At 46.2% G+C, this 20,675-nt stretch carries 20 protein-coding genes; 8 read left to right on the top strand and 12 right to left on the bottom strand.

Going from position 1 to position 20,675, the window contains the following annotated elements; genetic code table 11:
• Positions 1-100: 100 nt before the first annotated feature.
• Complete coding sequence (locus tag OCV29_RS12650; protein WP_175561605.1) at positions 101-928, top strand: S1 family peptidase; 828 nt, start codon at positions 101-103, stop codon at positions 926-928.
• 178 nt (positions 929-1,106) lie between these two features.
• Here OCV29_RS12650 and OCV29_RS12655 read toward each other — a convergent pair whose 3' ends face one another.
• From OCV29_RS12655 to OCV29_RS12670, 4 genes are read right to left on the bottom strand one after another with little or no spacing between them, the layout of a single operon-like run.
• Positions 1,107-2,546, bottom strand: a complete 1,440-nt coding sequence (locus OCV29_RS12655) for an ABC transporter ATP-binding protein (protein WP_073605784.1) — start codon at positions 2,544-2,546, stop codon at positions 1,107-1,109.
• Positions 2,543-3,367 (bottom strand): ABC transporter permease, encoded by an 825-nt coding sequence (locus OCV29_RS12660; protein WP_073605783.1) that lies wholly within the window; start codon positions 3,365-3,367, stop codon positions 2,543-2,545. The genes OCV29_RS12655 and OCV29_RS12660 overlap by 4 nt, the downstream gene beginning before the upstream one ends.
• Complete coding sequence (locus OCV29_RS12665) at positions 3,364-4,314, bottom strand: ABC transporter permease (RefSeq protein ID WP_073605782.1); 951 nt, start codon at positions 4,312-4,314, stop codon at positions 3,364-3,366. The genes OCV29_RS12660 and OCV29_RS12665 overlap by 4 nt, the downstream gene beginning before the upstream one ends.
• Positions 4,307-5,842 (bottom strand): ABC transporter substrate-binding protein, encoded by a 1,536-nt coding sequence (locus OCV29_RS12670; RefSeq protein WP_073605781.1) that lies wholly within the window; start codon positions 5,840-5,842, stop codon positions 4,307-4,309. The genes OCV29_RS12665 and OCV29_RS12670 overlap by 8 nt, the downstream gene beginning before the upstream one ends.
• 356 nt (positions 5,843-6,198) lie before the next feature.
• Here OCV29_RS12670 and yfbR point away from each other — a divergent pair, with 356 nt between their 5' ends.
• Positions 6,199-6,783: a 5'-deoxynucleotidase gene (yfbR, locus tag OCV29_RS12675; RefSeq protein WP_073605780.1), complete on the top strand. Its 585-nt coding sequence runs from the start codon at positions 6,199-6,201 to the stop codon at positions 6,781-6,783.
• 90 nt (positions 6,784-6,873) lie between these two features.
• On the opposite strand, the gene OCV29_RS12680 is transcribed toward yfbR, so the two are convergent.
• Positions 6,874-7,482, bottom strand: a complete 609-nt coding sequence (locus tag OCV29_RS12680; protein WP_073605779.1) for a tRNA-uridine aminocarboxypropyltransferase — start codon at positions 7,480-7,482, stop codon at positions 6,874-6,876.
• Between OCV29_RS12680 and rrtA the strand changes: the two genes are divergently transcribed.
• Positions 7,444-8,046: a rhombosortase gene (gene rrtA, locus OCV29_RS12685; RefSeq protein ID WP_073605975.1), complete on the top strand. Its 603-nt coding sequence runs from the start codon at positions 7,444-7,446 to the stop codon at positions 8,044-8,046. The two genes, OCV29_RS12680 and rrtA, sit on opposite strands and share 39 nt — an antisense overlap.
• A gap of 58 nt (positions 8,047-8,104) precedes the next feature.
• On the opposite strand, the gene OCV29_RS12690 is transcribed toward rrtA, so the two are convergent.
• Both OCV29_RS12690 and sohB read right to left on the bottom strand, forming a co-directional pair.
• Positions 8,105-8,569 carry a GyrI-like domain-containing protein gene (locus OCV29_RS12690; protein ID WP_073605778.1) on the bottom strand — a complete coding sequence of 155 codons (465 nt, stop codon included), beginning with the start codon at positions 8,567-8,569 and terminating at the stop codon, positions 8,105-8,107.
• Between the two features lie 81 nt (positions 8,570-8,650).
• Complete coding sequence (sohB, locus tag OCV29_RS12695) at positions 8,651-9,706, bottom strand: protease SohB (RefSeq protein WP_073605777.1); 1,056 nt, start codon at positions 9,704-9,706, stop codon at positions 8,651-8,653.
• A 79-nt stretch (positions 9,707-9,785) separates the two neighbouring features.
• On the opposite strand from sohB, the gene OCV29_RS12700 reads away from it, so the two are divergent.
• The gene (locus OCV29_RS12700) at positions 9,786-10,538 is read left to right on the top strand and encodes a YciK family oxidoreductase (RefSeq protein ID WP_073605776.1); all 753 of its coding nucleotides are present in this window, start codon (positions 9,786-9,788) and stop codon (positions 10,536-10,538) included.
• 165 nt (positions 10,539-10,703) lie between these two features.
• On the opposite strand, the gene OCV29_RS12705 is transcribed toward OCV29_RS12700, so the two are convergent.
• Entirely contained in the window at positions 10,704-11,660 is a 957-nt protein-coding gene (locus OCV29_RS12705) for a chemotaxis protein CheV (RefSeq protein ID WP_073605775.1), read from the bottom strand.
• Between the two features lie 63 nt (positions 11,661-11,723).
• On the opposite strand from OCV29_RS12705, the gene OCV29_RS12710 reads away from it, so the two are divergent.
• On the top strand, positions 11,724-11,933 hold the full coding sequence (locus tag OCV29_RS12710; RefSeq protein ID WP_073605774.1) for a hypothetical protein: 210 nt from the start codon (positions 11,724-11,726) through the stop codon (positions 11,931-11,933).
• Between the two features lie 57 nt (positions 11,934-11,990).
• On the opposite strand, the gene mlc is transcribed toward OCV29_RS12710, so the two are convergent.
• On the bottom strand, positions 11,991-13,208 hold the full coding sequence (mlc, locus tag OCV29_RS12715; RefSeq protein ID WP_073605773.1) for a sugar metabolism global transcriptional regulator Mlc: 1,218 nt from the start codon (positions 13,206-13,208) through the stop codon (positions 11,991-11,993).
• 405 nt (positions 13,209-13,613) lie between these two features.
• Here mlc and pyk point away from each other — a divergent pair, with 405 nt between their 5' ends.
• Positions 13,614-15,059, top strand: coding sequence for a pyruvate kinase (gene pyk, locus OCV29_RS12720; protein WP_073605772.1), 1,446 nt, complete (start codon positions 13,614-13,616; stop codon positions 15,057-15,059).
• A 147-nt stretch (positions 15,060-15,206) separates the two neighbouring features.
• On the opposite strand, the gene OCV29_RS12725 is transcribed toward pyk, so the two are convergent.
• Positions 15,207-16,355 (bottom strand): patatin-like phospholipase family protein, encoded by a 1,149-nt coding sequence (locus tag OCV29_RS12725; RefSeq protein ID WP_073605771.1) that lies wholly within the window; start codon positions 16,353-16,355, stop codon positions 15,207-15,209.
• Positions 16,356-16,417: 62 nt separating this feature from the next.
• Entirely contained in the window at positions 16,418-16,507 is a 90-nt protein-coding gene (gene cydH / locus OCV29_RS23670) for a cytochrome bd-I oxidase subunit CydH (RefSeq protein WP_139281695.1), read from the bottom strand.
• A gap of 602 nt (positions 16,508-17,109) precedes the next feature.
• Here cydH and OCV29_RS12730 point away from each other — a divergent pair.
• Both OCV29_RS12730 and OCV29_RS12735 read left to right on the top strand, forming a co-directional pair.
• Positions 17,110-18,570, top strand: a complete 1,461-nt coding sequence (locus tag OCV29_RS12730; protein ID WP_073605770.1) for a sodium-dependent transporter — start codon at positions 17,110-17,112, stop codon at positions 18,568-18,570.
• Between the two features lies 1 nt (position 18,571).
• Positions 18,572-18,670, top strand: coding sequence for a MetS family NSS transporter small subunit (locus OCV29_RS12735; RefSeq protein WP_139281694.1), 99 nt, complete (start codon positions 18,572-18,574; stop codon positions 18,668-18,670).
• Positions 18,671-19,065: 395 nt separating this feature from the next.
• Here the strand turns inward: OCV29_RS12735 and ptsG are convergent, their stop codons facing one another.
• Entirely contained in the window at positions 19,066-20,496 is a 1,431-nt protein-coding gene (ptsG, locus tag OCV29_RS12740) for a PTS glucose transporter subunit IIBC (protein WP_073605769.1), read from the bottom strand.
• Between the last annotated feature and the right edge of the window lie 179 nt (positions 20,497-20,675).

The following is a 20,675-nucleotide window of genomic DNA, read 5'->3' on the forward strand; positions in this document are numbered from 1 at the left end:
TATTAATCAGACAGATATATTCAAAATTCATATACCCAATTCATCTCAATGGCTGTCCCGGCCTGATTGGATGACCATGAACAAAAAAAAGGATGATTCAATGCAGAAGATTATTCCGTCTTTACTGACTGTCACGGGTCTGTTGCTGACCCCGTACATGTCGCATGCTTCGGCAGACTTTGCCGGTTCCAGAATTATTAACGGCAATACATCAGCAAAAAACCAATGGCCGTTTATGGCTGCCATTGTGACGAAAGGGAGTGGCAGTGTGTATGACCGACAGATTTGTGGTGGCACATTTCTGGGTGGACGCTATGTGCTGACCGCGGAACACTGTGTCGTCGATGAAAATTCTGGTAAGAAAACTTCAGCCAGCAAACTGCAGGTCGCCGTTGGCGTGTACGATCTGAGCAGTTCATCGGCACAGAAAAAACTGGTCAATGTATCGAAGATCTATATCCATCCAAAGTATGATGGGTATACCGGTGATCTGGCGATTTTAAAATTGTCCAAAACAGTATCAGGAACCAAGGTTCAGCTGGCCAGCAAAACTCTGACTGAATCGCTGCGGGATGGTGATACAACCACCGCTATCGGCTGGGGGTCAACTTCAGCGACAGATGATATTTATCCGGAAAAACTTCGTCAGGTCAATATGCCGTATGTCGAGTGGCAAACCTGTCAGAATTTAGGCGGCTATTATAATGGTGTCGATGAGTCCACGGTTTGTGCCGGTTACCTGAAAGGCGGAAAAGCGACGTGTTATGGCGATAGCGGCGGCCCGCTGGTATACAAGGATAATGGCGTGTACAAACAGATCGGCATCGATAGCTGGACAGGTGGTGACTGCGCTCAGGCGAATGCCTATGACGTTTTTACCAACGTGGCTTATTACACAGACTGGATTAATAACATCATTGATAACTAAATGAAGTTTTCTGGTTTGCAGAACCCGATATATCCGGGTCAGAAACTGACTTATACCAATTCCACTTACTTTTTGATCAAGTATTGAATGGGATTGGTATGATTCAGCGCAATAAAAAAACAGGTGCAATCCATGTGCACCTGTTTGTTTACAAACCAAATTTCAGCGTTTTCTTCTTTCAGGCATAACTCAGGTTTACCCCTTCACTGACCGGGGCTGGCTTCTTTGATGAAAAGTCCATCACCCGGTGGCACAGGCGGCTCAGCAGATCTTTTTTATGGCTGACCAGTATCATGGTACAACCAATCTCCTGCACCACTTCCATCAATAATGCCAGCGTTTCTTTGGCTGTCAGCGGATCCAGCCGGGTGGCCGGTTCATCCGCGATCAATAACTTCGGTTTCAACAGCAGCACCCGCAGCATGGCAAAACGTTGCAACTCTCCGCCTGAGACCTGCCGGGGTGTGCGGGCCAGCAGATCCGGATGCAGGTTAAGACGTTGCATCATCTGCAAAACGGCTGAATGACGAATGGCGAACTGCTTGCAGATGTCATTCATCAGTGTCCCCAATGTACATTGCGGCGCAAATGCGCCGGGCGGATCCTGATAAAGCTTCAGTTTTTCACCCGGCCGGAATGATTCGAAATATTCAATCTCACCCGACTGCTGTGGGATTAATCCCAGAATCACCTGACACAGAGTCGATTTACCGCAGCCACTTGGACCACTGATCCCAAGGATTTCACCTTTGTGCAGCGTAAATGACAAATCTTCCAGCAAGGTCCGGTTACCGGCAGCAACGGTCAGCTGATGTGCACTCAGCAAAGGTTGCTGCATATGTGGCTGCGGACGGTCGGGCCAGTACTGCGGATGTGTTGCTTCTATCAATTGACGGGTATAGTCATGCTGCGGATGGCTGAGAATATCTGCCGCCTGTCCTTGTTCCAGCACTTCGCCGTCCCGTAAGACAATCAATTGCCCGCCCAGCTGCTCTGCGACCTGTGTATCGTGAGTAATCGTGATCAGCGTTTCTTTCTCCCGGTGCTGAGCCAGCATTTCAACCAAACGATCCCGGTGGTCATTATCCAGCCCCTTTGTCGGTTCATCGGCAATCAGTACCTGACCGCCAGCACTGGTTGCACAGAGGTAAGCACTGCGCTGCGCCATCCCGCCGGAAAGCTGTGACGGATATTTCTCACCATGTCCGCTCAGGCCAATCTCTTCGAGCTGCGCCTGAAATGACTGCTCAGCCTGATCAGCACTCTGCTGACACACCAGTTCATGGACTTCTGTCACCTGTCCGCTGATTTTCATCAGCGGATCCAGCGCAAGCGAAGGTTCCTGCGGTAAAATGGAGAAATCTTTCCCCCAGCATTGCTCGCGTTCTGCCGCTGGCAGAGCATGCAATGCTTTTCCGGAAAGCCAGATTTCTCCCTTTGCATGAAACCCCGGAGGCAAATCCCCAATCACAGATTTGACCAGCAGACTTTTCCCTGCACCGGTTTCTCCCAGTATTGTCAGAGATTCACGCCGGTCCAGCGCAAAACTGACAGGGCCAACAATGCGTTGATCACCATGGAAGACTTCCAGATGAGAGACTTGAATTAATGAGGTCATACAAACTCCTCAGCATGCTTTCCCTGTGAGAGTAAATGACAGGACAAAATAATCACAGACACCACAATAATCGGCTGAATTAACACCCAAAATGCCTGGTGATAGTAACGGAACAGTTCAACCATCATCATACCAAGTTCAGCTTTGGGTGGCTTCAGGCCGACATAGAGAAAACCAAGTGCCGCCAGTGCGAGTACGGCATTGCCGGCACCAAAACAAGACAGTGTGTACACATCGGTTTTCATCACCGGCCAGATATGACGACGAAACAGATACCACGGACCAAAGCCGAATAAGCAGGAAGATTCAAAAGCATCTGAGCGGACCGCAAGCATGGTCCGGCTGCGAATCACCCGGAAAAAATCTGCCCACATGGTGATTGAAATTGCGATAAACAAAAGCACAAATGAACCGGGGAAAATCGCGCCAAACAACAGCACAATCACCAGTCCCGGCAATGCCATCACAATATTAACCAGCACAGAGAATCCCCGATCAACCCAACCGCCTTTCCAGCCAGCCCAGACACCGGTAAACAAACCTGTGACAACCGCGGTGGAAACACAAAGAACAGCCATCATCAGTGAGTTCAGAATGGCATCTGCCAGCCGGGCTGAATTACTCCGGCCCAGATGATCAGCGCCCAAAGGCATGCCATCAACCGGCGCAGAGAATACCAAATCCAGATGCTGCTCAGAGGTGCTGCCCTGAATCAGCAGTTTTTCAAACAGGACAAACACGAGCAGAGAGCAGAGCATACCAATCCCACCCCACTGAGCGCGGGACAACGGGGAACAAAGCAGAGAAATACGCGCTATCATGCGGCGACCTCCATATCCTGACGGTAGCGGGGATCAAGCTGATACTGAATCATATCAATCAGCGTGTTTATCGCGACAAACAGCAGGCCCATCAAAAGTGCAGCTCCCTGAATCACCGGTACATCCCGGCTGAACACAGCATGAGATAAAGCATGACCAATTCCCGGCCAGGAAAACAGAGATTCAATCATCACAATCCCTTCAATCAGGCCTACCGCCTGAACACCAATAAACGCCATCACCGGCAGCGCAATGTTCAGTCGCCCGTGACGCTGGTAGGTTTGTGCATCGGTCAGTCCTTTGAAGCGGGCAAAACGGTAGAAAGGTGCACGGAAAACGGTTCTGGCGGTGTTACGGACCATTCGGTTAGACAGCGCAGCAAGCGATAAGGCCAGCGCAACAGCAGGCAAAATCACGTGCTCGGGACTGCCAAAGCCAGCAACAGGCAGCCAGTGCAGATGAAGTGCAAACAGCAGGATCAGAATCAAACCAATCAGAAAAACCGGCTGTGCACGCATAAATCCGGAGAAAAACAGTGCCGCCTTATCGCTGGCAGATCCGGCATGCCGGCCACAGTAAACCCCCACAGGAAATGCAATCAGCAATGAGACCAGCACGGCAATCAGCGCCAGCCACAGCGAATAACCCAAATGGTGAAATACTTTTTCTGCGACCGATTCTCCGCTCAGCAGTGAATTCCCCAGATGGAAATGGCATAAATCCCACAGCCAGCTGAAATATTGAGATATCGCAGATTGTTCGAGTCCGAGCTCTTTTGAAACAGCTTTGGCCGCATCCAGGTTAACGTAATCATAACCATAGCGACCGGCAGCAATCCGGAATGCCATATCGCCAGGCAGCATTTTCATCATAATGAATGTAATGGTGCCGACAGACCAGGCGACAAAAACCGCCTGATACAACCGGTGAATCAATAACTTAATCATCAGTTTTTAACTCTGTCAGATGGTAATCTATTTCATAAGGGTCAAACCGGAAGCCGGAAACCCGGCTGCTGATACCAACTAACTGCTGGCTGTAGGCGATGGGGATGACCGGCAATTCATCGGCCAGAATACGCGCGACTTCCTGCGACATGTCGACAGCCTGATCCGGTTCTTTTCCGCTAATCAGCAGCGCAAGCAAGTGATGAATCCGCGGCGAATACCAGTTCATATGTCCCCAGTCACTTCCTTTCGGAGAAGAGAAGTCATCAAATAATGCCGGCAGCGGGCTGCCGAGCGTTCCGAAGTTACGGGCGATCAGTGCCAGATTCAGCGTATTATCGTGGTGTTTCACCGGAATCACACTGGAGTTATCGATATTCACATTAATCATAATGCCGATTCTGGACAATTGATCCTGAATCGTCGTTGCCAGTACAGGCAGTTCAGGCCGGTCAGCGTAAGTTGAGAGTGTCAGTGAGAACAACTGACCATCACGTACAAGCCAGCCTTTGTCATTTTTTCTCCAGCCTAAGTGGTACAGGAGCGACGCTGCAGTATCCAGATTTTGTTTTGGCTGATAATTATTGATGTGCCAGTCAGCCTGTGCATCAGAAAACAGCTGATAAGCCTCTGAACCCGGTGCATGCAGGATTGAAGAAGCAATTGCCTTACGGTCCAGTGCCAGACTGATTGCCTGTCGTGCCTGTTTTTCTGACAGGAACGGATGCGTATTATTCACTTTGAGCAGAATGGTGCGCGGCAGGTTGTACGACTGGACGGACACGTCAGGATTGTTTTCAAACATGGTCCGGCTGTTCGGATCAATCGAGAATGCAATCTGCGCCTGACCACTTTCTACCATCAGTGCACGGCTTTCACTCCGGTGGCCGGCCAGATAGCTGATTTCATCAATTTCACCCTGAGTGCCCCAATAGCCCTCAAAGCGACGGACATTGGCTTTGTGAGGCGCAATCAACTGATTCACCTGATAAGGCCCGGTGCCGTAAAGTTGCGTAATCTGACCTTGTTCATCATAAGCCGCCGGAGACACGATACCCAGACTGTAGTGCGCCAGTACCGTTAGCAATGGGACATAAGGGCGACTGAGGTTCAGTGTGAATGTTTGCCCGTCAGCTGACATCGACTTGATCGGAATTTGTTTAATCACACCTGGTTTTTCACGGGCATACGTCAAAGTCTTCAGCACTGCTTTTCCGTCCAGTGGCGTACCATCATGGAAGCTGACATTATCACGTATTTTGAATTGCCAGGTCAGCCCATCCTCACTCTGCTGCCATTCAGTTGCCAGACGTGGGAAGACATGGCCATCCCCCTGAATACCGGTCAATGACTCCGTCACACCGAGCCGGCTGAAAGTAAATCCATTTTTAGACAAATCCAGCCCATGAAATTCAAAGGGACCAGAGATTGTAATCTGCGAAATCTGTGGTTCACTGTCTCGCTGATACAGGCTAAAAGCAATCAGTCCGACAACAAATAAAACGACCAGAAGGAATATTTTTTTCATATAAATTACAAGATCATCAATTAGTATACGTTATAACATAACAACAAAGTTATGCAGTATTCAATATAATTTGATTAAAATCAATATATAATAGTAGTTCAAATTCTCGCATATTGAGGACTGGCCGAAATCAATTTTCAGAGTCATCTTCCCCTGACAGGACAGTCCCCAGAGCGCTGGTGGTATGCGTATCACCAGAGGCTGTTCACCTCTCGGGGACAACTTTTGTTCAATCAAACATCATTTTGAGCAAGACATGAGCAGAGAAGGATATCCTGTGGAACCTTTGAGATAGGCCAGGATTTTTGTTATTTTCAATTCACACGTTCAGCTTAACGGACTCATTGATCTGTCTTATGAAACAAAGTCATTTTTTTGCCTATCTGGCCCGAATGAAGCTCATCCAGCGCTGGCCGCTGATGCGTTCGGTTTCCACAGAAAACATTTCAGAACATAGTCTTCAGGTTGCCTTTGTTGCGCATGCGCTGGCACTGATTAAAAATAAGAAATTTGGCGGGCAACTCAACCCGGAACGCATTGCGATTCAGGCGATGTATCACGATTCCAGTGAAGTACTGACCGGCGACTTACCCACACCGGTGAAGTACTATAACCCCGAGATTTCAAGAGAGTACAAGAAAATCGAAGCCGCGGCTGAACATCAGTTGTTACAAATGCTGCCACAAGAGTTCCACGATGACTTTGCGCCATTTATCCTTTCAAATGCAGCAAATCCGGAAGATACCGCCATTGTCAAACAAGCCGATTGTATCTGTGCTTATCTGAAATGCCTTGAAGAAATCAGTGCCGGAAACCATGAGTTTTCCCGTGCCAAAAAGCGTCTGGAGGTGACCCTTGAGGAAAGAAAATCTCCGGAAATGGATTATTTTCTATCGGTGTTTGCCCCAAGTTTTGAACTAACGCTGGATGAAATCAGCTGAATGCCAGATGTTGAATGACAGATGTTGAGTAACAGATATTGAGTGCTGCCGGGGGTTCATGAAGAAAACGGGGTCATGAAAAAAACGGGTTCATAAAAAAATGTAGCGGCGACGAACCTCGGGTGACATATGTGCCACCTGAAATTGTATCATCTGTTCAAAACAGGTCAGCAAAGGGGTGAAATCCTGTCCGGGCTGCCAGTAAGACAGCAGATGATACCCGGCTTCAACCGTTGATAAGCACCCCTCCCGCGGCGCTTTACGAATCTGATAATTACTTTTCAGGTTCTCAGGCAAAGCCAAACGTGGCAGCTCATGTAAGTTTTCTGAAAGCTGCCACATCTTATAGGCTTTCTTCCATGTGCCATCGAGTAAAATCACCCTGACTTTTTGCTGTGGGTGTGGCACCGGCACCGCGGAGATACAGGTCGCCCCTTCTCCGGGATATAAAACAAAATGACTCGTATCCGGCTCAGACAACAGCTGATTCAGCTGCGGGTGAGTGGTAAAGTTTTCCCCGGTAAAGCAGTGGGAATTCGGTAAAGACAGCTGGAGAATCCGGGCCGTTCCCAATGGTCTTCTGACTTCAGTCGGATGCTGAAGAATGATAAGCTCAACCTCAGACGCTAACGAAACAATCAATGGGCAGATACAAGCTTTATGCGCTTTCCCACATGTCGGACAATCACGACGACTCATTTATATTTATACCTTATTCCGGCGCTTATCAGCCTGATTTGCGTTTGTGCTCAGTTTTCACCGCTGGCAGGATATTTTATCTGGGACAGACATGCAATCATCCAGGGGCAGTGGTGGCGGATTCTGACCGGTAATCTCACCCACACCAACTTTTATCATCTGGCGATGAACCTTGCTGCGCTATGGTTGATCACACTGATATTCAGGCCAATGCCACGCTTCACTCTCATTCTCATGGTGATCTGTAGTCTCAGTATCGGCATCGGTCTGTTCTGGACCGATATCATCCGCTATGTCGGATTGTCCGGCGTATTACATGGTTTATTTGCCGGCTATGCTTTGCAGGAAATTCTGGCCGGGCGACGCAGCAGCTGGTTATTACTCGCGGGAGTCGCCGGTAAGGTGGGCTGGGAACAGTGCTTTGGAGCCCCCGCAACCACGGCGGCATTAATTCAGGCACCGGTTGCCATTCAGGCTCATCTGGCCGGATTTATCTCCGGCGTCGTGACTGTGATTATCATTAATCGGTGGATACGGTTCAAAACCCAGCCGGCAGATCAATGATATTCACCGGCCTGGTGTGCCGGTTCACCACACATGATGAATCGGCACACCTGCCAGCTTAAAGGCGTTTTACCGGTACATAAATAAAATCCTGACCGGTTTTCTGGCAATTAAAATCATGAGCGGCGCCAGCAAGTTCCATATTATTTTCAGCCAGATACTGGCGAACTTCAGCAAACTTATTTTTGCTGTTATTCCGGACATAAATATATTCATAACCCGGAATCGTCCACTTCACCCATCCTTGTGGTGCCTGAGCATCATCATGAACTTCAGCACCAGCCAGATAAAGTCCGCTGGAAAAATTATTTTCCCACGGCAGAAACGCGCGGGAAAAATCAGACATGACTCCCCAGATACCGCAAAGTCTGCCATTTGGTTCTCTTTTCACGCATGGATCAATTTGTTTAAACTGCGTTTGCACATCCCGCCACAGTAACTGAATAAACCCCTGACCGTCTTCAGTTGAACCTTCTTTGCCAATGACAGAAAACGATTCTTTCACACAGGTATGGATATCCATGTGTTCTCCTTATTATGATTTTTGCCCGTGACACCAGAAACCACAGCTCTGGTGATTCAGGGCATCTGTTTTCATCTGATTTCAGACAATCGGACGCTGACCACGGCTGGCAAGCTTGAGTAAAACACTGTCTGCCGCTTCCCCCATGGCACCCGATAATTTTTCTGCCAGTTTTTTCTTCTGTACATAATGCACAGAAAGTACCGTCTTATTCTGGCAAGCTGCAGTGACCAGATCGTCGGAAGTTATAATTTCATCAACCAGACCCAGCCCTTTCGCCTGTGTACCAAACCAGTGTTCTCCGGTTGCCACGGAATCCACATCCAGTTCAGGACGATGGTCACGGATAAAGTCTTTGAACAGACCATGTGTTTCTTCCAGCTCCTGCCGGAATTTTTCACGCGCCTTGTCGGTATTTTCACCAAACATGGTTAAAGTCCGTTTGAATTCACCCGCGGTCAGCTGTTCAAATTCAATATCATTTTTCTTCAGTAACTTATTAAAGTTAGGTAATTGTGCAATCACACCAATTGAGCCAACAATAGCAAAGGGTGCAGAGACCAGTTTGTCAGCGATACAGGCCATCATATAACCGCCGCTTGCTGCGACTTTGTCGACAGCAATGGTGAGTTTCAGACCTGCCGATTTCACACGGTCGAGCTGCGATGCTGCCAGTCCGTAACCATGAACCATGCCACCACCGGATTCCAGACGCAGCAGCACTTCATCACCTTCTTTGGCAACCGCAAGAATTGCCGTAATCTCTTCCCGCAAAGAAGCCACTTCTTTGGCATCGATGCTGCCATGAAAGTCCAGTACGAATAAATGAGGTTCACGCTTCGCTTCAAGGATCCCTTCTTTCGCTGCTTTCTTAATTTCTTTCTCCGCAGACTTATGCTTCGATTTTTCGCTTTTCTTCTCCGCTTTGTGACGTGCCTTCAAAAATGCATCGTCATACATCCGGGATTCAAGTTGCTCAATGGTTTCTTTGTGCTTTTCCGTCAGGTTAACAATTTCAAGTTCCCCTTTTGATCCCGTGTCTTTTGATGCCTTCACCAGAAGTAAAACCGCAATGATTGCGGCTACCACGGTCACAATCTTCGCTAAAAACAGGCCGTAGTCTAATAAAAATTCCAATGTTCTTATCCTCTTCAATACGAATTGATGTATTGTAGCGAATCTTTGCAACCAAATCATAATCATAAGAGGACCGGGAATGACATATTCTGTAAAAGCGGACACGTTAAAAGACCGGATTATCCTGATTACAGGCGCCAGTGACGGGATTGGCAAACAGGCTGCGATCAGCTACGCACAACATGGCGCGACTGTCATATTAACTGGCCGCAGTATGATGAAGCTTGAAGACACAGCACGGAAGATTCATGATGCCTGTGATCCGCAAGCGTCGGTGATTACGCTGGACATGATGAAAGCAACCCGGCAGGACTATCTCAGCCTGGCGAAAGTGATTGAATCTGAATACGGCCGGTTGGATGGCTTACTTCACAGTGCAGGTCAGCTAGGTGATATCTGTCCTTTCGAATCGATTGAAGAGCAGGTGTATGACGAAGTCATGCAGGTGAATGTGAAAGCCCAGTTTCTGCTGACACAGGCGTTATTACCCTTATTGAAACAATCAGAAGACAGCCGTTTAATCTTTACTTCCTCAACCGTTGGCCATGAAGGACGGGCGCACTGGGGAACCTATGCTGTGTCGAAATTTGCCACAGAAGGCATGATGCAGGTTCTGGCTGATGAGCTGAAGGAAACAAAAGTGCGGGTCAATGCGATCAATCCGGGTGGCACCCGGACCGGGATGCGCGCCAAAGCATTTCCGCAGGAAAATCCGGGCACGCTGAAAACACCGCTGGATATTATTCCGCTTTATCTTTATCTGATGGCTCCCGAGGGTATTGAGGTTCACGGGCAGTGTATTGATGCACAGAAACGTAAACCCGCTTCTTAAAACCATCCGGAAAGTAAACTGACCATCTGAATATATCTGGCGGAACAAACATACAAGGGCATGGATGTTTTGAGTGGTTTGTATACCCAAACAGCCTGAAGATGCATGATTCAGGTTGCTTGGGTGCAGAGCCAGATATATTTTGATCAGAAACTTATTCAGAATTTATTTTGTTGCAGACAGTAACTGACGCAACCGGTCCTGCGCCACTTCCACCAGCAAATCTGGCTGGAACTTGGAGATAAAGCGATCACAACCTACTTTTTTCACCATGGCTTCATTAAAGCTGCCGCTGAGTGATGTATTCAACGTGATATACAGATCACTCATCCTTGCATCATTACGAATTTCATAAGTTAACCGGTAACCATCCATTTCAGGCATTTCTGCATCGGTAATCATCAATAATATTTCGTCGGTGACCTTTTTGCCCTGATCACACCAGGACTTCAGCAGGTTATGCGCTTCCATCCCATCCCTGCATTCAATAATTTCAAGTCCCAGCTGCGATAAAGTCCCTTTGACCTGATTCCGGGCCGTTGTAGAGTCATCAACAATCAAGACCTTACGACCATGCATATTATCCAGTAACTCACGATCCAGAACTTCTTCCGAGATTGAAACGTCGTAATCAATGATTTCAGCCAGCACTTTCTCGACGTCAATAATTTCAACAATCTGAATTTGTTCCTGCTCTTTAATGTGGGTAATTGCAGTGAGGTAATTGGCACGGCCTGCGGTCTTTGGTGGTGGCTGGATTTCAGTCCAGGCGGTATTAATGATATTCCTGACCTGTCCGACCAGAAATCCCTGTGTTGTCCGGTTATATTCGGTCACAATCAGGTTTTGTTCTTCCTCTTCATGACCGCGGGATGGCGGAAAACCAATCGCTCTTCTCAAATCAATCACAGGAACGGGCTCACCTCTCAATGACGCAACACCGGTAATGTGATTATGAGAACCTGGCATTTTGGTCAAAGTCGGCATTTTAATGACTTCTTTCACTTTAAAGACATTAATCGCAAAAATCTGCCTGCTGTTCAGCTTGAAAAGTAACAACTCAAGGCGATTTTCTCCCACCAGATTTGTGCGTTGATCGACCGTATTTAATACACCTGTCATACGAGATTCCACCAGTAAAAACAATTAACAGTATATACTCAATCAAATGAGAAGGAGCATTTGATGCCACAGTTCTTTGAGTATATCAATAAATATCCACCCTATATACCCAAACAACCTGAAGATGCTGTGTTCAGGGAAAGAGATGCAGGTGTATACCTGCTTTTAACTATTTCGACTGGTTCAGGTAAATATGAAATAAAAACTGAAAACCACGCAATAGATTTGAATCAGCCCCGAATAAATGATTCGGGCACACCCTCAAAACAATGAGTGATTCTCTGCAATAAGTCCAGAATGACGCACTCAAACAGAGAAAACGCATCCTGTTTAACGATCGACAATCGCCATCAGCAAACTGCCATCATAAAGCGCCTGCTTGATTAGTGCAGCACCCGGCATAGTGGATTGTTTGTAGAAACGGGACTCCATAATCCGGACCTGTTTCCAGTACATCGGATGGGTTTGGTGCTCAATACATTCAAACATGGGCGGATACAACACTTCTTTTGCCAGATTAATAATACCGCCCAGAAGTACTTTTTCAGGGTTGAAAATATTAATCACGATTGCAATCGCCTGCCCGAGGTATTTTCCCAGCTCTGCCATCACTTCGCAGGACAGCGGATCACCATCAGATGCAGCCATACAGATATCTTCAATAGAAATATCTTCCAAAGCGCTTAATGAGGACTCTGCGCCCTGCTCTATCCGGCTTAGCACCTGCCGGCGAAGCGCATGAGAACTGGCGACAGTTTCAAGACATCCCTGATGACCACAGTGACACGGCAAACCATCCGGATCAATCCTGATGTGTCCCAAATCCCCGATATGACCCAGTCTTCCCTGCAACACCCGGCCATTGACAATCACACCGGCACTCAAACCATTATGGATAGAAATCAGAACTGAGTTATTGTTTTCCTGAGAGTGACCAAACAATTTTTCAGCCAGCGCCCAGGCCCGGGTATCATTCGCAATAAAAACCGGAATCCGGGTCACCCGGTAGATTTCTGAACTTAACTCAAAATTACGCACATTATAATGTGGCATTTCAAGCACAACGCCACGTTCAGCATCCACCAGCCCCGGCAGGGTAAGTGCAATGCTGGTGATGCGCTCGATCTGAGAAATATAAGTCAGGAAAAACTCTTCAATTTCATGTAACAACCGCGCCAGTAAATCGTCCTGATCAATTTCATGAATATCAATCTTGGTATCGATCAAGACATCGCCACCTAATTCATGCAGTGCGATCGTTAAATATCCCCGGCCAAGACGAATCGATAAAAACTGCCAGCCCTGATTTCTGGTCTGCAGACCCACAGCAGGTCTGCCGCGGCTAATGGCTTCCTGAACCGTTGTTTCATGAATCAGTTGTGCATCGATTAACTCACGGGTTATTTTGGTAATACTCGCTGGCGCGAGTTCACTTTCTTTCGATAAATCGATCCGGGATATCGGACCTTTTTGATCAATCAGCTTATAAACACGTCCCGCATTAATCTGCTTTATATGATCAATGTGGCCTGGCTGAGCCATATACATGGTGCACTCCCAAAATCAACAACATGCTAATTTTTTTACTTTGCAAAGAAATTGTGAAGCGCTTTAACAGATGAGCGTGACCAGCATCACGCAGATTCATTGAAGTTTGTGTCAGGCGTCAAATGTTCATTCCTGACCTGACCGGCTTCAGGCCTTTCCTGAAATACTCAAACAACCAGAACACCTTATATTCACGTTGCTTAGAGGGTTAAACCGGAAAATTCTAGTCGGGATAAAATGAAAGTCAATAAAGTATCCACAATCTTTCTCCGGATAACGCTTTCGTACAGAAACAGATTAATCCGGCATTTTTCAGGTTCTCTCATATACTTATATCTGAGCAGCCTCATGAGGCTGCTCAGATATAATGGTAATCACCCCATTATCGTAATTCAGGAGCATAGCATGACGAAGATAGTGCGAAAGACCAAAATAGTAACGACACTGGGCCCTTCAACCGATCAGGATAGTGTGCTTGAAGAACTTATTCTGAGTGGTGTCAATGTCGTCCGTATGAATTTCTCGCATGGCACAGCCGAAGCGCACAAGCAGAGAACCAGAAAAATACGTGAAATTGCGGCAAAGCATAACCTGAATGTCGCTATTTTAGGGGATTTACAAGGCCCTAAAATCAGGGTGTCTACATTTGAGAATGGAAAAATCACACTGAATGTCGGCGATCGTTTCATCTTAGATGCAGAACTTCCCCCGGGTGCAGGAACACAGGAAGCTGTCGGTATCGATTACAAACAGTTGCCGGGCGATGTGCAGAGAGAGGATATTCTGTTACTGGACGATGGCCGGATACAACTGGAAGTGCTGATGGTTGAAGGTCATAAAATATTTACCACAGTCACAGTTGGCGGAAAGCTATCGAATAATAAAGGGATTAACAGGAAAGGCGGCGGACTTTCTGCGCAGGCACTGACCGAGAAGGACAAACAGGACATCCTGTTAGCTGCTGAACTCGAAGTCGACTATCTGGCTGTTTCTTTCCCCCGCAATGGCGACGATATGGAGTACGCAAGACGGCTGGCAAGAGATGCCGGTATGAACACAAAGCTGGTTGCAAAAGTTGAACGTGCGGAAACCGTCTCTTCTGATGCCAATATTGACGATATTATCATGGCATCTGATGCCATTATGGTTGCACGGGGAGACCTTGGTGTTGAAATCGGGGATCCGGAATTGGTTGGCGTCCAGAAAAAGTTAATTCACCGGGCAAGAGAGTTAAACCGGGTCATCATCACAGCAACACAGATGATGGAGTCCATGATCGAGAATCCAATGCCAACCCGGGCTGAAGTGATGGATGTTGCCAATGCAGTGATCGACGGAACAGATGCCGTGATGCTTTCCGGAGAAACTGCTGTCGGTAAATATCCGGTTGAAACCGTAAAATCGATGGCCAATGTTTGTCTTGGTGCCGAAAAAATGATGTCTGTAAATACACAAAATTACAGACTCAACGGCAGCTTTGCGACAGCGGGAGAAACAGTATCGATGTCTGCTGTCTATGCGGCAAACCATATGGAAGGTATAAAAGCCATCGTCACACTGACAGAATCCGGCCGTACGGCACTGATGACTTCAAGACTCAACTCAGAGCTGCCGATTTTTGCCCTCTCCAGAAATGAAACAACACTTAACCGTTGTGCACTGTACCGGGGAGTGATTGCTCACTATTTTGATTCAAAGCAGGAATCCAGTTACGATGCCGCACTTGAAGCACTGCAAATGCTGAAAGAGAAAAAACTACTCGATTTCGGGGATATTGTAATTATTGCACAAGGCGACATGATGGGCGTTGAAGGAACGACGAACTGTCTGAGAATCCTGCCGGTATTTTGATCACAGCGAATACCATATCAAGGATCGTATTTATCAAAGGTCATATTTATCAAAGGTTATCGATATCCTGATAAATATGATCCTTGCTGAATCAATGATTGTTCTCAAAAGGCATCATTGTTTCATCAGAGCTTTCCTGCACTGTAGTTAACGAAATTCTGAATCCTGCATATTGAGGTCATCTGAATACAATACTCTTTTAGCCGACTCCCAGCTTTCAATGAAATTATATCCAGCCTCAAGCCCCAGAGCATAATCATGTAATAAATCCTCTTTGTTACTCAGTAACGGCCCTGAGCGCAGAGTCATTGAGGGGGCAATCTGAATAATGAACACATCATCCGGAGGGGACTCCAGAAACTTAAGCGTTAACTCATATGTCTGAAAATGAATCATCAGCATATCAGCCAGACGGGAATCAAATTTTCTGCCAAGCAAATCCCCCAGCCGAAAAAGATTATCTGCACCAAATAACCACCGGCCACCATTGAGTATATGTGCAGGGGGATTTTTTGAATGGGCTGACATTTTCTTTTTCAGGGAGCTTCGCCACTGTTCAGACAATAGCTGCCATTGATTTTGTACATAATCGAGTGGCAGTTTAAAGCCTGCCGGACTGCTTTCTCCGACCTCTGGAAGCACAGAGGAAGTCTCAGGACATTCTGTACGGATAACCGCAATAAAACGGGCCCCCTGCCGCCATGCTTCCTGAACCGGAATAGCGGCTGAAATCCCGCCATCCACATAAGGCTGGTCTCTGACTTCAACGGGTTGATCACAAAGGGCGGGAATCGCGCAGGTTGCCAGTAAAACTTCCCGCCAGTCAGATTCCAGCACGGGTAAATAATCATCTTTCAGTGTATTCACCTGAGTCACGGCGGCATAAGCCTTCTTTTGCTGCAAAACACATCTTCCCATATCTACATCAAGCCTGTATGGAAAATCCATAATCCGGTCCAGTGCCCAGGATAAATTGAGATATTGTTTTTTCCGGATATAAGAAAATAAATTAAAAAACTCATTCCGGGTGGTCAGTTCAGTAATAAATGATTTGCCTAAACCACATTGCCTGCACAAGAAGGCACACAGGTTCATCGCTCCGGCTGAGGTACCGAAATAGAGTTCAAAAGGGTCGAAACTGGATAAATTGAAGGCATCAAGCACACCGGCAGTGAAAATACTTTTCTGACCCCCACCTTGTAAGACCAGAGCATTTTTACCACTGATATATTTTGATAACTGATCGTAGTCTCCGATAGTATTGCGCTCAGAGACTACTTTGATGTTTTCCGTCATAGAGTAACAACAGACTCAGTGAATCTGTCATGATTGTCTGCTTGTTTGACTGTGAGTCTGTATTAATGTGCCAGGACAATGATTCCGTAAGCAATTAACACCGCAAAGACTACAGCTGTAATGACCAATGCATACTTTAAATCAAGTTCCATAACTTTCTCCGGTACAGGTGATGTATTCAGGCGTTATTCATGATGTCAGTTCCAAATCCTGTTTGTCTATTCTTTTACGCTGAAATACAGAGATGGATCTTGTTTAGTATATACCCAGAGGGCGTGTTCATCTTTCCATCGCTGTCAAACCGGAAAATCGTCTGATTCCTGAAAAAAAATCAGAGGATGAACCTGAAAAAACATTCAGGCCATTCATTCATAAAAATGCAATTTAACCTCAACTTATAACCACAATAAAAACAAAAACCAAAATAATCCTTCAAAATTAATTCAATTACAAGAATTTACCACCAAAACAAAATACATACATTGTATTTACAATCTATTGCCTTTTTATTTGGATGTATGTAACCTCAAACTCATGCGTAGTTATAGATTTCAACTAACGCAAACACACATCACAACAAATAGAATAATATTCTGAGATAAAAGTTCGTTAAAAAATATAATTCCAAATATAACCCTATGTGACAGCAATGAAATCGTGTGTATTCAACACATCACTCATGTAATTACACTATAATTATTAACGACATGGATGACATAAACATCTCTCAGATAATTCAGGAAAGGAGTATCTAATGAAGCGAGAACAATGGGGCTCTCGTGCCGGATTCATTTTAGCAGCTGTCGGGTCTGCGATTGGATTAGGCAACATCTGGCGTTTTCCGTATATGGCCTATGAAAACGGTGGCGGCGCATTTTTTATCCCCTATATTTTTGCCATGCTGACGGCCGGCATCCCATTTATGATTTTAGAATTCAGTATGGGACAACGTTACCGGGGCTCTGCACCGAAAACATTATCCCGGATCCATGCCAAATTTGAATGGCTTGGCTGGTTCCAGGTCGGGGTTGCTGCGGTCATTGGCGTCTACTATGTGGCCGTTATCGGGTGGGCAATTTCTTATTTTGGCCTGTCATTTACCCAAGGCTGGGGCAGTGATCCAAACAGCTATTTCTTTAGTGAATATTTAGGGCTCGGAGATAACTCGCCAACGAACTTAGGCGGAATTCGCTGGGGAATCGCTCTGACAGTCACCATTGCGTGGGCAATTACGTACGTTGCTATCGTCAGTGGCGTGAAATCAGGGATTGAAAGAGCATCCAAAATTATGATGCCCATTCTCTTCTTCATGGTGTTAATGCTTATTGCAAGAATGGCAGTATTGCCCGGTGCAATCGATGGCATTAATTACATGTTTAAACCTGATTTCAGCAAAATCTGGGACGTCAAAGTCTGGGCGGCAGCATATGGGCAGATATTCTTCACTCTGAGTATCGGATTTGCCATCATGCTCGCTTACTCAAGCTACCTTCCGGAGAAATCCGATATTACTAACAATGCCTTTATGACGGTTCTGATTAACTGTGGTTTCTCTATTCTGGCTGGCATCATGATTTTCTCAGTACTCGGCTATATGGCTGAAGCACAAAGCAAACCTTTGACAGAAGTTGTTTCTGCCGGTGTTGGATTAGCTTTTGTGACTTTACCAACAGCAATTAATCTGCTGCCTGCACCTTATATTCTCGGCCCTGTTCTGTTCTTTGCACTGGTTATTGCCGGGCTGAGTTCTCATATTTCAATTATGGAAGCCGTCACTTCTGCGGTCATTGATAAAACCAAGTGGAGACGGAATAAAGCAGCAACGGTCGTGATTGGCAGTAGCTTTATCGTTTCAATGGCATTTGTCACCAACGGCGGATTGCTGTTACTGGATTTGGTGGATCATTTTGCGAATAACATCGGCATTATGGTCGGCTGCTTTGTGGAAATCGTCATTATGACCTGGCTGTTCAAAATTGCTGATGTCCGTCAGTATGTGAATTCAGTGTCCGATTTTTCCGTCAAAGAATGGTTCGATATTTGTCTGAAATTCATCACACCAGTCATTCTGGCGATCATTTTGGTCACCAAACTAAAAACCTTGCTCACTGATGGGTATGGCGGCTATGACTTAACAATTGGCTGGATTATGATCGCAGCACTCTTTGTTATTGGTGTAACCATTAATCTGACCACGAAACAGCAGGAGGCGTAACATGGATACCAGCGCAATTTTCATGATGGTTCTTGGCCTGGGACTGACCTGGGGCGGTGCCGCTATCTGTATCAGAAAAGCAATGAATAAACACGATTAAATCTTGCTGACAGACTGACACAAACAGAGAACCTGAATACCGGTGAGAAATCACCGGTATTTTTTTATCTCCCGTCTTGTCTGTAGTTCTGATCACCAAGTCATGCCAATCTGGAAAATAAACTGATCATCTGGATGTGTCTGGCGGAGCAAACAGACAAGGGCATGGATATCCTTGTTTAAGCCCTTTTTTATCAACGAAAAGGGGCTAGCTTGAGCGGTTTGCGGAACCAGATATATCCAGATCAGAAAATGACTCAGAATGGTATCTTGCTCATTCCAATGATTTCCTGAACAATAAAAAAACCTCCGGACTTCACGCCCGGAGGTTTCAATGTCATGACCAATATGAGTACTCAGGTATGACTGAACTGAAATTGTATTTGGCCGGTGAACTTAATGTCCGCTCCGCATCCATTCATCCATTTCAGTTCTCAGCACATCAGAACGAGTACCAAAAATAGCCTGAACACCACCCTGGACAACCACGACACCCGCAGCACCCAGAGCTTTTAATTTATCCTGATCAACATTTTCAGTCTCTTTTACTGAGACACGAAGCCGAGTAATACACGCATCCAGGTTTGTGATGTTGTCTTTACCACCGAACGCAGCAACCAGAGATTCAGCCATTTCAGAGCCAGATGATTGTACTTCATCGATAGTTTCGTCTTCGCGACCAGGCGTTTTAATATCCAAAGCACGAATCACAACAGTAAATACGATGTAGTAAACAACTGCGTATACTGCGCCTAAGCCAACCAGCAACAACATTTTCTGAGCGTGAGGAGCCTGAACCACAAAATCAATGAAACCATTTGAGAATGTGTGACCGTGAACAACCCCCAGAGAGTTTGTCAGAACATATGCTAAACCAGCAAGTAAAGCGTGAATTCCGTATAGCAGTGGAGAAATAAACAGGAATGAGAACTCAATTGGTTCTGTAATCCCGGTCAGGAAAGAAGTCAGTGCAGCAGATGCCATGATACCCATGATTTTCGCACGGTTTTCAGGCTTCGCACAGTGTGCAATCGCAAAAGCCGCCGCAGGTAAACCAAACATTTTGAACAAGTATCCACCAGCAAGCTGACCAAAACCATTCCCGGCAGCACGCGAAGCATCATCAGCAGTCAGGAAGCAAGTCATAATACCGTGAGCAATTTCACCCGCAGCATTGGTACAGGTACCTGCTTCATAGAAGAATGGTACGTTCCAGATGTGGTGTAAACCAAATGGGATAAGAGAACGTTCAACAACACCATAAATACCAAATGCTAATACCGGATTTTGATGTGCTGCCCAATCAGAGAATGCCGCAATTGCTGAACCAATAGGAGGCCAGATAAACGACAATACCACACCAAGAATGATTGCCAGAAAACCGGTAATAATAGGCACAGCACGTTTACCGGCAAAGAAACCAAGGTAATCAGGCAACTGAATTTTGTAAAACCGGTTAAATGCCCAGGCCGCAACAGCACCCGCAAGAATGCCCCCCAGAACCCCGGTTTCAATTCCATCAACGCCCATGACTTTTGCCATCACTTTCAGCGTCGCAACCATAATGCCATAACCGACAATAGCCGACAGGCCTGACACACCATCATTATTCGTAAAACCCAGCGCAACACCCACAGCAAAAAGAAGTGCCATCTGTCCGAAGACCGAGCCACCCGCTTGCGCCATTAAATTTGATACAACTTCCGGTAACCAACTGAAATTAGCGGCACCGACCCCGAGTAAGATACCTGCAACAGGTAAGACTGATACGGGAAGCATCAGCGATTTACCTACTTTTTGCAGTTCAGCAAAAAGGTGCTTAGACATATTTTATGCTCCTGATTAAGTTTATTTGTTTTATTTTTTCGGGAACGCTACAGCCACCCCCGTCGCTGTATTTTTAGGCTCCCGTGAAAATATAGCCACATTTGGCATTATATTTTCCAGCTCTAAATATATATTGATGGCTCTCAAACTTTCTATATCGTTAACAACTTTAGTTTCAA

The organism is Vibrio aerogenes (assembly GCF_024346755.1).
In the GTDB taxonomy this organism is placed as follows: domain Bacteria; phylum Pseudomonadota; class Gammaproteobacteria; order Enterobacterales; family Vibrionaceae; genus Vibrio; species Vibrio aerogenes.